Origin of the sequence: Prauserella marina, from assembly GCF_002240355.1 — a bacterium.
GTDB lineage: Bacteria > Actinomycetota > Actinomycetes > Mycobacteriales > Pseudonocardiaceae > Prauserella_A > Prauserella_A marina.
The window spans coordinates 3244873-3260328 of the sequence record NZ_CP016353.1; the positions used below are offsets into that span (position 1 = coordinate 3244873).

Sequence of the window (15456 nt, forward strand, 5' to 3'; positions counted from 1 at the left end):
TCTGTGTGCTGGGTCCCGGGCATCCCCCGAGCAAGGGATTGGCCTGGGCAGTGCCGAAGATCGGCGTGTTAGCTTGACATTCCCGGCAGGGGGAGGCGCAACTGTCGGAATATTGCGATGGTTTTAACAATCCTTTGTAGACATTGGAGGCCCGACTCCAATGGAGACTTTGGTTAGGGGACGGGGAATGTTCTCAATTACAGTGGCCCACACCTCGACGGGCTGCGCGCTGGTGACCGTCGTCGGTGAAATCGACGCGGGCTCCATGATCGAACTGGGGCCTGAACTGGAACGGTTGCCGGACGGTGTTTCGACCGCTGTCGTGGTCGACCTTTCCAGGGTGCCGTACTGCTCGTGCAGCGGTGTCGGCATGTTCGTCGAACTACTCAGCCGCACGCGTCACGACGGGGTGCCGTTGGCGCTGGTGATCGGTACTCACGCGGTACGGCGCGCGTTCGAGGTCCTCGACGTCAGCAGGCTCTTCGCCATTCGTGACGACCACACGTCGGCACTGTCGGCTGTGCGCATGGCGGCGTGACCGGGGGAGTTCATCGGTTGTTCGCGGTCTGAGGCTGACCGGGGGCAACCCGCCGAGTAGGCCCGTGGGGCGGGCCGAGTGAGTGGTCGGCCGTGGCGATCGGCGCCGTTCGTGCGGGAGGCGCGAGGCCCGGCGGTAGCGAAGGAACGTGGACCCGGTCAGGGCGAGGCCCGGCCCGCGGGCCGGCGCTCCGTCGGGGAGGCGTTGTCAGGGTCGGCCTGGCCCGGGGGAGGGGAGCGGCCGTGTGGCCGGGATGTGACATCTCGGCCACACGGCTCTTTCCGTTGGCGGAGGGCTTGTCGCCCTGTGGCGAAGGGTCCGGATCTCGGCTGGCGGAGTATCGACCAGTGTATAACGACCTATACAGCCTGGCTTTGGTCGGCACCCAATCGCCGCTCCACTCTAGACGGACCTCCTGATCACAAACCGCCCAGAGGTCGACGGTCACCGGGCCTGGATGAGCGAGGCTAACCCGCTTCGCTGAGCAGGCGCCTGCCGATGATCATGCGCTGGATGTCGGCCGTGCCCTCGCCGATGAGCAACATGGGCGCCTCGCGGTAGAGCCGTTCGATCTCGTATTCCTTGGAGTAGCCGTAGCCGCCGTGAATGCGGAAGGCGTCCTCGACGACCTCGGCGCAGTACTCGCTCGCGAGGTACTTGGCCATCCCGGCTTCGAGGTCGTTGCGTTCGCCCGAGTCCTTGCGGCGCGCTGCCATGACCATCATCTGGTGCGCGGCGGTGACCTTGGTGGCCATCTCGGCGAGCCGGAACAGCACGGCCTGGTGTTCGGCGATCTTCTTGCCGAACGTCTCGCGCTGGAGGGCGTATTCGCGGCCGAGTTCGAACGCCCGCGCCGCCACCCCGCAGGCACGGGCGGCGACGTTGACGCGGCCGACTTCGACCCCGTCCATCATCTGGTGGAAGCCGTGTCCCGGCGTGCCACCGAGGAGCTGGTCGTCGTCGATGCGGTGGCCGTCGAGGATCAGCTCGGTCGTGTCGACGCCCTTGTAGCCCATCTTGTCGATCTTGCCGGGAACGGTGACGCCCTGCGCGGTCTCGCCGAAGCCGGGTTCCTTCTCGATGAGAAACGTGGACATGTTCCGGTACACCGAGTCCGCGCCGGTGTCGGTCTTGACGAGTGTCGCGACGAGGTTGGCCGATCCGCCGTTGGTCAGCCACATCTTCTGTCCGTTGATGGTCCAGCCATCGCCGGTGCGTACGGCTTTCGTCGTGATGGCCGAGACGTCGGAGCCGCAGCCCGGTTCGCTCATGGAGAAGGCGCCGCGCAACTCGCCGGTGGCCATGCGGGGGAGATAGCGGCGTTTCTGTTCTTCGGTGCCGTACCTCAGCAACAGGTGCACGACGATGAAATGGGTGTTGATGATGCCGCTGACCGACATCCAGCCCCTGGAAAGTTCCTCGACGGCGAGTGCGTAGGTGAGCAGTGATTCCCCGAGGCCGCCGTATTCCTCGGGGACGACGAGGCCGAACATGCCCATGTTCTTGAGTCCTTCGACGATGTCGGCGGGGTACTCGTCGGCGTGTTCGAGTGCCGTGGCGGTGGGGATGATCTGCTCGTCGACGAATTCCTTGACGAGCGCGAGCAGGTCTCGCTGTGTTTCGGTGAGTCCTTCGGTGTGTCGTAGCCTGCTCATGGCGTCGCGGTCTCCGTTACGAGTGTCGGGGTTGCCGTACGTGGGCTGGGTGCGGCGCGGATCGGGAGCTGACCCGCGCCGCACCGGCTGGGGTCATCCGGTGAAGTGGAACGCCTGGTTCCAGGTGCGGATGGTGCTTTCGGAGAAGCGGTCAGCGTCCTCTGGGGTGAAGAGGTGGAACTGGTCGGAGTCGGCGGCGGGGAGCTGGTATTCGCCGGTCGGCTGGGGTTCGAGGCCGGGCCGGGCCGGTACGAATCCTTGCGCGGCGGCGAATTTCTGCCCTGCCTTGGACATGGTCCAGTTGATGAAGAGCTGCGCGGCGGGGCTCTGCTCACCCGCCGGTGTCAGGCCCATGAGGTTGAAGGAGCCGGACATGCCGTCCTCGGGGACGACGAGCTTGATGGGCGCACCGGCGACCTCGGCGCCGTAAGTGCTGTTGAAGCCCAGTGTCGCGACGGCGATCTCGCCCCTGGCGAGTGCTTCGAGCTGCACCGAGGTGGTGTCGAAGATGCGTGGTTGCTGCTTGCCGAGATCCTTGAGGTAGTCCTCGCCGAAGGTGTCGAGCTGGAAGTGGGCGAGTGCGGTCACCGTGCCGCCCGCTCCGGCGTGGACGACGCCGAGTTTGCCTTTCCATTTGGGGTCGGTGAGGTCGGCCCACTTGGCAGGCACGTCGTCGCCGGCGATGGCCGAGGAGTTGTAGCCGAAGGTGTAGGCGGAGTAGTAGGCGGTGAGGTATTGGCCTTCGTTGAACACGACGTTGTCGGCTTCGGCCAGTTCGTCGTAGGAGGGCGGTTTGTAGGGGGTGAAGACGCCGCGTTCGGCGAATTGTTCGGCCACGAGCGGGTCGGTGACGCGGACGACGCCCGCTCCGAGCTGGTTGGCTCCGTGTTCACTGAGGACCCGCTCGGAGAGTTTGTTGGTCGGCATCCTGGTGAGTTCGATGTCGATGCCGGTTTCGGCTTTGAATCTGGCGGTGGTGAGGTCTTCGCTTTCCTTGCCGGATCCGGAGTAGAGGACGACGGTGTCGTTTTTGGCGGCTTCGAACAGTTCCTTGTCGGCGATTTGCTCGCCGTCGATGACGAGTCCGTTGCTGGTGTCCACTTCGGGCATGGGCAGCACTTCGTTTTGGGCCGCGTCGCTGGCCGCGGAGCCGCCGGAGCCACCACCGCAGGCGGCGACGGTCAGTAAGACCGTTGTGGCGAGCGGGATCAGCAGTTTCTTCCGCATAGGATGCAACTCCTTTGTCGTTTCCTCTGTCGTTGTTCGAAGTGCTGCTAGGGGGTGAGTCCGCCGCCGGATCCGATGCGGCGGGGCAGGTAGGAGAGTACGAACATGATGGCGCAGTAGATGACGCTCATCGCTGCCGCTTGTTGTAGCGCTCCGCCGTTTTCGAACTGGTCGAAGATGGTGATGGAGAGGATGTGTGTGTCCGATGTGTACAGGAAGAGCGGGACGGTGAGTTCGCGCATGCTGAGCATGAGCAGCATGAGGAAGGTCGAGGCGAGGCCGACTCGCATGAGCGGGACGGTGATGGACATGATGGCGCGGGATCGGCGTGCTCCGTGGAGGACGGCGTTGTCTTCGAGGTCGCGTTCGGTGGACTGGATGGAGGAGGCGATGCCGCGTAGCCCCTGTGGCATTTGGACCGCGATGAATGCGATGACCATGACCCAGAGGGTTCCGTAGAGCGGGAACGGCATGACCAGCCAGGTCCACAGTAGACCCATGCCGAGGACGATGGCGGGGATGGCCAGCGGCACCATGGAGATGCCTTCGAGCAGTCCTCTACCGCGTGCCTTGGTGCGGTAGACGGTGTAGCCGACGAGGAAGGCGAGTACGGTGCCTGCCGCGGCGGAGGTGAGGGCGACGATGACGCTGTTGCCGGCGGAGTCGAGGAACAGGCCGGAGCTGAGCACGTTGCCGAAGATGCCGAAGTCGATGGCGCCGGGTTGGGAGAGGTCGCTGAAGGACTGCATGTAGGGCGAGGTGCGGACGGCGGTGAGGATGAGTGCTGCGAGCGGCAGGATGATGGAGAGCAGTAGGTAGACGAGCGCGATGGCGAACAGTGGCCATTTCCATTTGCCGAGCGTGATGCGGCGGGCTTTGAGTCCTTTGCCGGAGACGGTGGTGTAGGAGCGGCGGGCCAGTATTCGGCGTTGTCCGAGTGTCACGAGGAGTACGACGATGACGAGGACGACGGCCATGACGGCTGCTTCGTTGCCTCGGGAAGGTGAGGCGTTCATGAGCCGGTAGATGAAGGTTGGCAGTGTATCGATCTGGCCTGGGGTGGCGAGTACCTGTGATACGGGGAAGTTTTCGAAGATGTGGGTGAACACGAGTAGTGCGGAGCCGAGGATGGCGGGCATGGCGAGTGGGAAGGTGACGTTGCGGAGCATGCGCCAGGTGGATCCGCCGTGTACGCCGGCCGCGTCTTCGAGGTCGGGGTTCATGAGTGACATCGAGCTGTGCATGAGCAGGAACGCGTAGGGCGCGTAGAACATGCCCATGACGAGTACGACGCCGCCGAGGCTGTAGATGTTGACGGTGAAGTCGATGCCGAGGTCTTGGAAGCCGATGTTGAGCAGGCCGGCGACGGGGCTGCCGAGGATGGACCAGGCGAGTGCGCCGACGTAGGAGGGCAGGAACAGCGGCATGAGGCCGATGAAGAAGACGAAGCCACGCATGGGGATGTTGGTGCGGGCGGTGACGAAGGCGAGGAAGCCGCCGATGAGTAGTGCCAGCAGGGTTCCCGACACGCCGATGATGAGAGAGTTGAGGGTTGCCTTGAGTACGCCGGGTTCGGTGAACACGGCGATGTGGTCGAGGGTGAGGTCGAAGTTGATGTTGCCTGGTCGTGGGATGTCGACGCTGAAGGCGGCGAGCAGGACGAATCCGGCCGGTACGAGGATGAGGAACGCGATGAGGACGAGCAGGGGGAGGCTGCTCCAGCCGCGTGGTTTGCGGATGCGCCTGCGTGGGCTTGGTGGTGCGGGCGCGGGTGTGGTGGCGGGGTCTCGGGTGTCGGTGATGGTCATGCCGCGACCTCGTCCTCCGTGGGGACGCTGCCGCTCTCGCTGACCTCGTCGGGGATGACGAGCACGGCGGCGGGGTCGATGTCGACGTGTGCGCGGGCGCCTCGGGGGAGGGTTCCGGCACCGGCGGGGCAGATGGCGTCGAGTTGGGGTCCGTTGTCGATGGCGATTTGGTAGCGCACGGAGGAGCCTTGGTAGACGCGGACCTCGATCGTGCCGGTGAGAGTGTTGGTGCCGGCGGGGGCGCCGGGTAGGTCGTTCTCGGCGCGGACGCGGATGTCTTCGGGGCGGATGGCGATGCTGGCGGCGCCGGGCGGGCTGGTCGCGGAGGCGTCGAGGGTCATGGGGTGGTCGGCGAGTTCGATTGTGTTGCCCGTGGCGCCGGCGGTGCCTGCGATGGTGAAGACGTTGGTGACGCCCATGAAGCGGGCGATGGAGGCGCTGGCTGGGGCGGCGTAGACGGCTTCGGGGGTGCCGAGCTGGGTGATGTGGCCTGCTTGCATGATGGCGATGCGGTCGGCCAGCGCGAGTGCCTCTTGCTGGTCGTGGGTGACGTAGAGGCTGGTGAGTCCGCGTTCTTGCTGGATGTGCCTGAGTTCGACGCGGAGGTCGTCGCGCAGTCGTGCGTCCAGGTTGGACAGTGGTTCGTCGAGTAGCAGCACGCTGGGTTCCATGGCCATGCTGCGGGCGAGTGCGACGCGTTGCATCTGGCCGCCGCTGAGTTGGCTGGCTCCGCGTTCGGCGAGGTGGCCGAGGCCGACGAGGCCGAGTACTTCCATGGCCTTGTCGCGGGCGGGGCCGCGTTTGATCTTTTTCATGCGCAGCGGGAAGGTGACGTTTTCGAGCACGGTTTTGTGTGGCCAGACGGCGTAGGACTGGAAGACCATGCCGACGTTGCGTTTGAACGAGGGTACGGAGCGGCCGGTGTCGTGGTCGAAGACCGTGGTGTCGCCGATGGTGATGCTGCCGCCCGTGGGTTCCTCAAGTCCGGCGATGCAGCGCATGGTGCTTGTTTTGCCGCAGCCGGATTGGCCGAGCAGGACGATCGATTCGCCGTCCTTGATGGTGAGGTCGAGCCCTTCGACAGCGGCGACACCGCCGTAGGCGAGGCTGAGGTTGGTGATGGTCACCTGCATGACGGTCTCCTTCCTGGGTTTTCTCTAGCGGCCGGTGACCCGCACGAGGGCGTCGAGTGCGACGGCGCCGTTGCCGGGGGTGCCAACGGTGAGGGGGTTGATTTCGGCTTCGATGACGTCGGGGCGGTCGGTGGCGAGGTTGGATATGGCGACGATGGTGTCGGCGAGTGCGTCGATGTCGCCTGAGTCGGCGCCTCGGAAGCCGGAGAGGGTACCGAGGCCGCGGACATCGGCGATCATGTCGCGGGCGGTGTCGGTGTCGACGGGGGCGAGGCGCACGGTGGAGTCGGAGTACAGCTCGGCGTAGATGCCGCCTGCTGCCAGTAGCACGATGGGGCCCGCGGCTGGGCTGACGCGGTAGCCGACGAGTGCTTCGGCGATGCCGGGTTTGGCCATGGGCTGGACGAGTACTTCGCCGAGGGTGATGGTGGGGTCGTAGGCGGCGACGTTGGTGGTGATGCGGGTGATGGCGGTGCGGAGGCTTGCGGCGTCGGGAATGTCGAGTGCGACGGCGCCTGCTTCGGTTTTGTGGGGCAGGGCTTCGGAGAGGGCTTTGACGGCGACGGGGTAGTCGAAGGGGAGGTCGGGTTCGGTTGTGCCGGTGGTGTCGAGTACGACGGAGTCGACGGTGGTGATTCCCTGGTCGGCGAGTAGCCGGGAGGATTCGGCTTCGTCGAGGATTCGGCTGGTCGTGGGTGCGGGGGCGCCGTGGAGGGTGTCGGCGCGGACGGTGGGCGGGGTGCGGTCGAGTGCTCCGGCGATGGCGTCGGCGCAGGCTTCGGGGGTGCGGAAGGCGGCGACTCCGGCGTTGTCGAGCAGGCGGAGGGTGTGCAGGGCGTCGGGGAGTGCGAAGGCGGCGAGGGGGACTTGTCCTTCGGCGCGTTCGGCGATGGCTTTGACGGCGAGTTCTGGGTTGGAGCGGGCCGAGGAGCCGATGACGAAGCACACGAGGTCGAATTCGCCGCTGTTCTGCATGATTTCGATGGCGGAGCGGACGAGTTCGTGTTTGGCGCCGGCGAGGGTGAGGTCGGCGATGAGGTTGGGGGCGACGGGGACGCCTGCTTCGGCGAAGCGGTCGAGGACGGTGCTGCTGGGGGCGACGACTTTGACGTCGCGGGTGGCGAGCTGGTCGACCATGATGGCGGCGCCGCCGCCGGTGGTGGTGATGATGCCGACGCGGGCGGGTTCTTTGCGGGGGGTCGCGGGGAGTTTCCGCAGGAGCGCTGGTGCTTCGATGAGTGCTTCGAGTTGGTCGACGCGGGCGAATCCGCAGGCGCGGAAGAAGGCGTCGGATTCGCTGTCGGCTCCGGCGAGTGCGCCTGTGTGTGATACGGACAGTGCGGCTGCTTCTTCGGAGCGGCCGAGTTTGTAGACGACGACGGGTTTGCCTGCCTGGTGGGCTTTGTGGGCGAAGTCGGCGAGTTCGTCGGTGTGTTGCAGTGATTCCATGAACAGCGCGTATGCGCTGATGCCTTGGTCGTCGACGGTGGCGGCGCACAGTGTGCCGATGGAGATGTCGGCTTCGCCGCCGACGGAGACGAGTCCGGCGAAGCCGATGCCGCGGGCTTTGCCTCTGCTGACGAGGGCGCCGATGATGCTGCCGGATTGGGAGGCGACGAACAGGTCGCCTTGGAGGAGTTCTTCGTCGAAGGCGGCGTTGGCGGTGAGCAGCAGGTTGTTGCGGGGGTTGACGACGCCGAGGCTGCTGGGTCCGATGAGGCGGACGCCGCCTTCTCGCGCGGTGTCGCGGAGGCGTTGCTGGCGTTGTAGCCCTTCGGGGCCTTCTTCGCCGAAGCCGCTGGCGAGGATGGTGGCGACGGGGACGCCGAGCCGGGCGCATTCGCGGACGGTGTCGATGGCGGGTTCGGCGTTGGTGAGGATGTAGACGTGGTCGGGTACTTCGGGCAGGGCGGTGAGGTTGGGGTGGCAGCGTTCGCCGAGTACTTCGTCGCGGGCGGGGTTGACCAGGTGGACGGTGCCCGCGTAGCCGGCTTTGCGGAGGAAGCGTTGTGGCCGGGAGGTGGTTTTCGCGGGGTCGCCGGACGCGCCGACGATGGCGACGCTGCGTGGGTGCAGGAGGCTGTCGGCGAAGGTGTGGTTGGTGTCAACCATGGTGTTCCTTGTTTCCGTTCGTTCGGTGGGCTCGGTGCCGTGGGGGTGGTGGGTCAGGGCGGGGTGCCGCCCGCGATGCCCTTGGCGATGAGCGCGGCGATGTGGGTGTCGCTGAGGCCGAGTACTCCGGAGAGGACGGTGGCGGTGTCGGCGCCGAGGTGGGGTGCGGTCGGCGCGGGTCGTGCGGCGGTGTCGTCCCAGCGGATGGGTGAGCGGGCGGTGAGGACGGGGCCGATGCCGGGCTGGTCGGTGTTGGTGACGATGGAGTCGGTCGAGCCGGTGGTGTGCTCGGCTTCCAGGGTTGCCGCGAGTTCGCCGATGGTGTTGTAGGGGGCGTGGAGCGCGCCCGCGTTGTCGAGTGCTGCCGTGGCCTTGGGCAGGTCGTGGTCGGTGAACCAGCGTTGGAGCACGGAGGAGATGAGTCGCCGGTTGGCGTATCGTCCGTCCTCTGTGGACAGGTCGATGCGCAGGGTTGTGGTGAGTGCGTCGAAGACGGGCTGGGTTCCGGTCGCTGTTTGCAGTGCCTGCCATTGGCGCGGGGTCATGGCCATGACCATGACGTGCCGGTTGTCGCGGGTGGTCAGTACGTCGCCGTAGGTGCCGAAGACGTAGTTGCCGTCGCGTTGGCGGGGGGCGCCGAGCTGGGCTTCGGCGAGCCAGCCGAGGTCGGCGACGGAGGTGATGGCGACGTCTTCGAGCGCGATGCGCAGGTGGGCGCCTTCGCCGGTGCGCTGTCGCCGCCACAGCGCGGCCAGTAGCGCGGTGGCGGCGTGGCTTCCGGTGATGAGGTCCCATGCGGGCAGGGTGTGGTTGACGGCGGTGGTGCCGGAGCCGGTGAGGTAGGGGATTCCGGTGGTGGCGTTGACGGTGTAGTCGAGTGCGGGGCTTCCGTCGCGGCGGCCTTGGACGGCGAGGTGGATGAGGTCGGGGCGGTGCGCGCGAAGGACGTCGTCGGACAGCCAGTCGCGGCCTGCCCTGTTGTGCAGCAGCAGTCCTGATTCCGGTCCCGGTGCGGCGATGAGTGCCGCGAGTAGTTCTTTGCCTTCGTCGGTGGTGAGGTTGAGTTCGACGGAGCGTTTGCCCTTGTTGAGGCCGGTCCAGTAGAGGCTGGTGCCGGATGGGGCGAGTGGCCAGCGGGTGACGTCGGGGGCGCCGCCGATCGGGTCGACGCGGATGACGTCGGCGCCGAGCCTGGCCAGTCCCATGCCGCCGGAGGGGCCCGCGACGTAGCTGGCGCATTCGACGACGCGGACTCCGGTGAGTGGGAGCGGTGCGGTCACGATGTTGTTCCCGTGCGCAGGAGGGTGTCGGCGGTGTCGAGGAAGCCGAGGTCGTGGAAGGCCCATACCGCGTCGGCGAGTTTGCCAGCGGCTTCGGCGCCGAGGATGGGGTCGATGAGGCCGTGGAATTTGCCGGTGAGTGATTCGTCGGTCATCGGGTTGGCCGGTTCGCCGTAGGGCTGTTCGACGGTGGCGCTGACCGTGTCGCCGTCGCGGAGGGTCAGGGTGAGGGTCGCGGGCCGGGCTGTGGGGTAGGCGGCTTGCGCGATGTCGTCGGTGTGGACGGTGACGGCGCCCGCCAGCCTGCGGATGTCGGTTTCGGCGCGGGTGTCGTCGTCGAATTCGGTGAGGGTGACCGTGCCTCGGGACAGTGCGACGGCGACGGCGTAGGGGATGCTCATCTGTGCGTCGAGGAAGCTGGCGGCGTCGGTGTGCGCGTGGTGGGTGGCGACGGTGTAGGTGCCGACGGTGGCCGAGACGACGTCGTGGGTGGTGAGCCCGTGCCGTTCGCGGAGTGCGAGCGCGGCGTCGATGGGGCCGTGCAGGTGGCGGCAGCTGGGGTAGGGCTTGACGTAGGTGTCGAGCAGGACCCAGCGCTGCCCGAGGGAGGTGGTGACGGTGCCGGGATCCCAGTCGTCGCGGGCGAACGCGGCGAAGTAGCCGTGGCCGCCTTCCAGCACGGTGTGCGGTCCGGTGACGCCCGCGGCGGCCAGTTGTGCGCTGGCGATGCCGTCGCGGGCGGCTTTGCCGGGATGCACTCGTTTGACCTCGGCGGATTGTCCGAGGAATTCGAAGAGCCCTCCCGCGTGGGAGCCGGCGATGCCGAGCGCGTCGCTGGTGCGTCGGGCGTCGTTGCCCAGTAGCGCGCTGACTCCGGCCGCTGCGGCCATGACTCCGGCGAGCGGGGTGTTGTGGAAGTGGTTGCGCCAGGTCGAGGGGTGTCCTGCCGCGGCGAGCCGGCAGGTCAGTTCGAGTGCGATGGCCGAGGCGGTGAGTGTCCGTTGTGGATCGCTGCCGTGTTCTTGCGCGGCGGCGAGCACGGCTGGCAGGGCCACGGCGCTGGGGTGGACGCTGCCGGGGGTGTAGCCGTCGTCGACTTCGAGGCCGTGTGCGCTGGTGCCGTTGACGAGGGCGGCGCCGAGTGCCGAGAGCCTGCCGGCGCCGATGCCGGTGGCGCCGGTTCCGGTCGTGCCGTATGAGTTGGCGGCGTGGGCGGCGACGGCGCGGGAGACCGGGGTGGTGGCTCCGGCGACGACTCCGGCGAGGTGGTCGAGCACGAGGCGTTTGACGTGGTGTTGCACCTCTGGCGGCGGGGTGCTCTGTGTGGCGGCCCAGGAGGCGACGGTGGCGGTGAGTCCGTTCTGGTCGCTCATCGGCCGGCCTCCGTGGTCTCCCTGGTGGGGCGCTGGCTGAACTTCTGGCCGAGTACGTTCTGGGCGATGGTGTTGCGCAGGACCTCGACCGAGCCGCCCGCGATCATCCAGCCGCGTGTCCTGCGCACGATGTATTCGAGTGGGAACTCGGTGGAGTAGCCGCTTGCGCCGAACATTTGCAGCGCGTCGTTGGCGACCTTGAACGCGGTTTCGTTGGCGTGCAGTTTGGCGATGGCCGCTTCGGTGGGGTCGGGTACTCCGGTGTCGGCATTGGACACCGCGCGCATGAGCAGCATCTTGGCCGCGTCGAGCTGAACCCTCATGTCGGCGAATTTCCATTGCAGGCCCTGGAACTCGGAGAGGGTTCGGCCGAATGCCTTGCGGGTCTTGACGTGGTCGACGGCTCGTTCGTAGGCGGATTCGGCGAGTGCCAGTGCCCGGGATGCGTTGCCCATGCGTTCGACGCCGAACACCGACAGCATCTTCTTGACGGCTCCGGAGTCGGCGAGTACGTAGTCCTTGGGGATGCGGGCGTTGTCGAAGTAGAGCTGGCAGTGCCGTTCGCCCGACATGTAGGTTTCGGTTTTGCCTCTTGAGAAGCCGGGTGCGTCGACGGGGACGACGACGGCGCCGATGTCGCGGCTGCGTGGCCCGAAGCGGCACCAGACGACGGAATGGGTGATGTCGGGGCCGTGGGAGTTCCAGCATTTTTGCCCGTTGAGCACGACTTCGTCGCCGTCGTATTCGGCGCGGGTGGTGAGGTCGGTGAGCGCGGTACCGGCTTCCGGTTCGCTCATACCGGCGCTGACCAGACCGTCACCGCGCAGCAGCGGGGCCAGCACCTCGTCGTGGACGCGTCGCGAGCCGAAGTGGGCGATCTGCCGGATCGCGCCGAAGTTGGCTGCCTGGAAGGCGTCGGCGCTGTGCGGGCAGATCTTGCTGATGGTCATCATGACGAGAACGGCGTCGAGTAGTCCCGCGCCCTGGCCGCCGACCTCGACGGGCAGGGTCAGTCCGGTGAGTTCGTTCGCGGCGAGGGTCTTCAAGCTGTCCCAGGCGAAGCCGTCCCGCGTGAAGGCGTGGGCTGCGAACTCGCGTTGGGCGAGTGTGCCGACGGAGTCGACGAGGGCCTTTTGTTCGTCGGTGAGCTGGAAGTCCATATCTCCACTTCTCCTTGCGGGGTAGGGACGTGCGGAAGGGTCAGCGGCCGAGCGCGGCGACCGAGGTGGCGACCTCGTCGGCGGTGAATGCGGCGAACCGGGTGGTGAGGGTGTCGACCGCCGCGAGGACCCCGGCGGGGTCGTGGCCGCCGACGGTGGCGCAGGCCGCTGTTTTCGCGGCGAGTGCGTCGGCGCCGAGCGGGTGCAGGGGCGATCCGGTCATGGGGGCGGTCGCCGAGGACACGGCGCCGCCGGTGGTGTGCACGTGCACCGTGGCCGGTGCCATCGTGGCGGTCGTCCGCTGGTCCTGGTGCACGGTGACCAGTGCGGCTGCCCTTTCGATGCGGTCGTCGAGCAGGTCGGGGCCCGCGATGGTGGTGAGGTCGACCTTTCCGGTGACCAGTTGGGCGGCGACGAGCCACGGGATGGAGAACTGGGCGTCGATGACGGGACGGCCCCTGCGTTCGAAGGGGCGGGACACGAGTGCGTAGGCGGCGCCTTCGGGTACGTGCACGGTGATCGAGGAGATGTCGGCGGGGGACAGGTCGGCGGTGGCTTGCGCGGCGGCGGTGATGGCGGCGTGGGTGTAGCGGCAGGCGGGGTAGGGCTTGAGGGAAAGCCGTGCGCCTTCCCATCCCGGTTCGCGCAGGATCGCCGCCGCGGGCCCCGGCGCGGCGGCGAGCAGACCGTATTCGCCGTCCGCCCAGCCTGAGGGGCCTTCGACCCCGGCGCGCGCGAGAAACGCGGCGGTGAGTCCACTCTGGACGGCAAGTCCGGGCTGGAGGCGTTTGTTGACGGCACTGTCGGCGACGACCTGCCTGCTGTGCGGGGAACCGGCTGCGGGAAGCGCGAGTGCCATGGCGTTGCCGATGCCCTCGGCGTCGAGGCCCATGGTGCGGGCGGCGGCCGCGGCGGCGGCGACGGAGCCGAGCCCTGAGGTGCGCACCATGCCTTTTTGCGGGCCGATCGCCAGCGACAACCTGGCCAGTACCTGGATTCCGGTGACGAGGCCGTCGAGGATGTCGCTTCCGCCGCGCCGGGTGTGGATTCCGGCGGCGAGCGCGGAGGGCAGGGCTATGGCCATGGTGTGGACGACGGCGTCGTCGTGGGTGTCGTCGAAGTCCCAGGCGTGGATGAGCGCCGAGCAGGCGAGTGCCGCTTGTGTGGGGGGCAGGCTCAGTCCGGTCCACGGGACGGGAACTGAGCCGGAACCCTGGTCGCGCAACGCGTCGAGGCTCGGCTGGATCCCGGTGGCGGTGGCGCCTGCCGAGGCGATGCCGAGTGCGTCGCGCAGCAGCAGGGTGCCGGTTTCCCGTTCGGAGGGGGAGAGTCCTGCCCAGCTCATGCCTGCCAGTTCGGCAGGCCACTTCGTCGTGGTTTCCATGGGGCTCCCAGGTTTTGATGGTCGATGTCACTAATCGACTACCGGGAACGTACATACTCTATAGAGTGTTGTCTACAAGAAATTGAGGAGTTGATTTGATGAGTGCGTCAGCGAGGACAGCACCCACCCCGGCAGCCCAGGAAGCCTTGCCCTGCTCTGGCGACAGGGTGGCGGTGATCGGCGCCGGCATCATGGGACGAGGCATCGCGCGAGCCTTCGCCTCCGCGGGCGCGGCCGTGACACTGGTGGACGCCGACGACACCGGCGCCCGCGCCGCGATCGACGTACTGCGGACCGACCTCACCCGCGGTGCCCGCCGCGATCCCGCGCTCGACGTTGAAGGGACACTCGGGCGCATCCGGCCCGAAGGGACACTGGAAGCGGTCGGCGAGGCGAGCGCCGTCATCGAATGCGTACCGGAAGACCTCGACCTCAAACGCGGCATCTTCCAGCGGCTCGCCGAACTCGCGCCGCGCGACGCCCTGCTGAGCACCAACACCTCCGCCCTGCCCATCACCTCGATCGCCTCCGCCACCGCCGAACCGCACCGCGTGGTGGGACTGCACTTCTTCAACCCGGTGCACAGGATGAAACTCGTCGAGGTGATCGCCGGTCTGGCCACCGGCGAGGCGACCGTGACCGAGGCCCGCGCACTGTGCGAACGCGCGGGCAAGACCACGGTGCGCGTCACCGACCGCGCGGGATTCGTGACCAGCAGGGTCAACGTCCTGATCGGCAACGAGGCGTTCCACCTGCTCACCGAAGGCGTCGCCGACGCCGAGGAAATCGACATCGCGCTCACCAATGGCCTGAACCACCCGATGGGCCCCTTCGAGCTGATCGACCTCGTCGGGCTCGACACCCGGCTCTCGGTGCTGCGGTCACTGCACGAATCACTCGGCGACCGGTTCCGCCCCGACCCCACACTCGTCAGCCTCGTCCAGGCGGGCAGGCTCGGCCGCAAGACCGGACACGGCGTCTACCGCTACGACGAGGACGGCGCCCGCATCCCCGGCAGCGGCCTCAAGCAGGGAGGCAGGCCATGATCGTCCGGCTCGACCACGACAATGGCGTCAACACCCTCACCCTCGACCGGCCCGCCAAACGCAACGCGCTCAACGTCGAGATGTCCGAGGCGATCTCCGGCGCCCTCGATCAAGCCCGCGAGCAACCCGGCATCCTCGTCGTCCGCAGCAGCACACCAGGCACGTTCGTCGCCGGAGCCGACATCGCCGACCTCGCTCAGCGCACCAGAGCCGAAGCGCTGAGCAGGCTCAACCAGCAACTGTTCCTCAAACTGGAGGAATTCCCGTGGCCGAGCGTGGCCGTCGTCGACGGGCCCGCGCTCGGCGGCGGCTGCGAACTGGCGCTGGCCTGCGACTTTCGCGTCGGCTCCTCCCGCTCGCTGTGGGGGCTGCCGGAAGTACGGCTCGGCATCATCCCCTCCGCGGGCGGGTTGTGGCGGCTGCCGAGGCTCATCGGCTGGGCCGCCGCGACCGAACTGATCTACACCGGCCGCAGGGTCGGCGCCGACGAAGCGCGGCAACTGGGGCTGCTGCACCGGTTGTGTGAGCCGGCCGAGCTGGAGGGCACAATGGACGGTCTGCTCGGCGAGCTGCGGAAGGCGTCACTGACCGCTGTCCGGTACGCGAAGGAGGCCATGAAGGCGCCGCACGACCGCAACCGGGTCGGCGACGCGGCACTGCAGGCACTGTGCTTCGAGTCCGAGGATGCCCGGCAACGCCTCGGTGCCTTCCTCGCCCGCTCGAAGGGCACGTCCTGACCA

12 protein-coding genes are annotated in these 15456 nt (G+C 67.5%); 3 read left to right on the forward strand and 9 right to left on the reverse strand.

All coding sequences use genetic code 11. The features are described from left to right. The first annotated feature begins 187 nt into the window (after positions 1–187). Positions 188–538, forward strand: a complete 351-nt coding sequence (locus BAY61_RS15190) for an STAS domain-containing protein (protein ID WP_170140186.1) — start codon at positions 188–190, stop codon at positions 536–538. 467 nt (positions 539–1005) lie between these two features. Here the strand turns inward: BAY61_RS15190 and BAY61_RS15195 are convergent, their stop codons facing one another. The 9 genes from BAY61_RS15195 to BAY61_RS15235 form a co-directional block, all read right to left on the reverse strand. Beyond that, positions 1006–2193, reverse strand: coding sequence for an acyl-CoA dehydrogenase family protein (locus BAY61_RS15195; protein WP_091804201.1), 1188 nt, complete (start codon positions 2191–2193; stop codon positions 1006–1008). A gap of 93 nt (positions 2194–2286) precedes the next feature. Continuing rightward, complete coding sequence (locus tag BAY61_RS15200) at positions 2287–3420, reverse strand: ABC transporter substrate-binding protein (protein ID WP_091804203.1); 1134 nt, start codon at positions 3418–3420, stop codon at positions 2287–2289. 47 nt (positions 3421–3467) lie between these two features. Beyond that, positions 3468–5228: an ABC transporter permease gene (locus BAY61_RS15205; protein ID WP_091804206.1), complete on the reverse strand. Its 1761-nt coding sequence runs from the start codon at positions 5226–5228 to the stop codon at positions 3468–3470. After that, entirely contained in the window at positions 5225–6361 is a 1137-nt protein-coding gene (locus tag BAY61_RS33810; protein ID WP_091804209.1) for an ABC transporter ATP-binding protein, read from the reverse strand. Before BAY61_RS33810 ends, BAY61_RS15205 begins: the two co-directional genes overlap by 4 nt. 24 nt (positions 6362–6385) lie before the next feature. Then, positions 6386–8473, reverse strand: a complete 2088-nt coding sequence (locus tag BAY61_RS15215) for an acetate--CoA ligase family protein (protein ID WP_091804212.1) — start codon at positions 8471–8473, stop codon at positions 6386–6388. Between the two features lie 53 nt (positions 8474–8526). Continuing rightward, complete coding sequence (locus BAY61_RS15220) at positions 8527–9753, reverse strand: CoA transferase (protein ID WP_245866128.1); 1227 nt, start codon at positions 9751–9753, stop codon at positions 8527–8529. Continuing rightward, positions 9750–11126 carry an MmgE/PrpD family protein gene (locus BAY61_RS15225; RefSeq protein ID WP_091804218.1) on the reverse strand — a complete coding sequence of 459 codons (1377 nt, stop codon included), beginning with the start codon at positions 11124–11126 and terminating at the stop codon, positions 9750–9752. The genes BAY61_RS15220 and BAY61_RS15225 overlap by 4 nt, the downstream gene beginning before the upstream one ends. Then, positions 11123–12286 (reverse strand): acyl-CoA dehydrogenase family protein, encoded by a 1164-nt coding sequence (locus BAY61_RS15230; RefSeq protein WP_091804221.1) that lies wholly within the window; start codon positions 12284–12286, stop codon positions 11123–11125. Before BAY61_RS15230 ends, BAY61_RS15225 begins: the two co-directional genes overlap by 4 nt. A gap of 40 nt (positions 12287–12326) precedes the next feature. Continuing rightward, the gene (locus BAY61_RS15235; protein WP_091804223.1) at positions 12327–13670 is read right to left on the reverse strand and encodes an MmgE/PrpD family protein; all 1344 of its coding nucleotides are present in this window, start codon (positions 13668–13670) and stop codon (positions 12327–12329) included. A gap of 98 nt (positions 13671–13768) precedes the next feature. Here BAY61_RS15235 and BAY61_RS15240 point away from each other — a divergent pair, with 98 nt between their 5' ends. Beyond that, positions 13769–14716: a 3-hydroxyacyl-CoA dehydrogenase family protein gene (locus BAY61_RS15240; RefSeq protein ID WP_091804226.1), complete on the forward strand. Its 948-nt coding sequence runs from the start codon at positions 13769–13771 to the stop codon at positions 14714–14716. Beyond that, positions 14713–15453 carry an enoyl-CoA hydratase/isomerase family protein gene (locus BAY61_RS15245; RefSeq protein WP_091804230.1) on the forward strand — a complete coding sequence of 247 codons (741 nt, stop codon included), beginning with the start codon at positions 14713–14715 and terminating at the stop codon, positions 15451–15453. The genes BAY61_RS15240 and BAY61_RS15245 overlap by 4 nt, the downstream gene beginning before the upstream one ends. Positions 15454–15456: the final 3 nt, after the last annotated feature.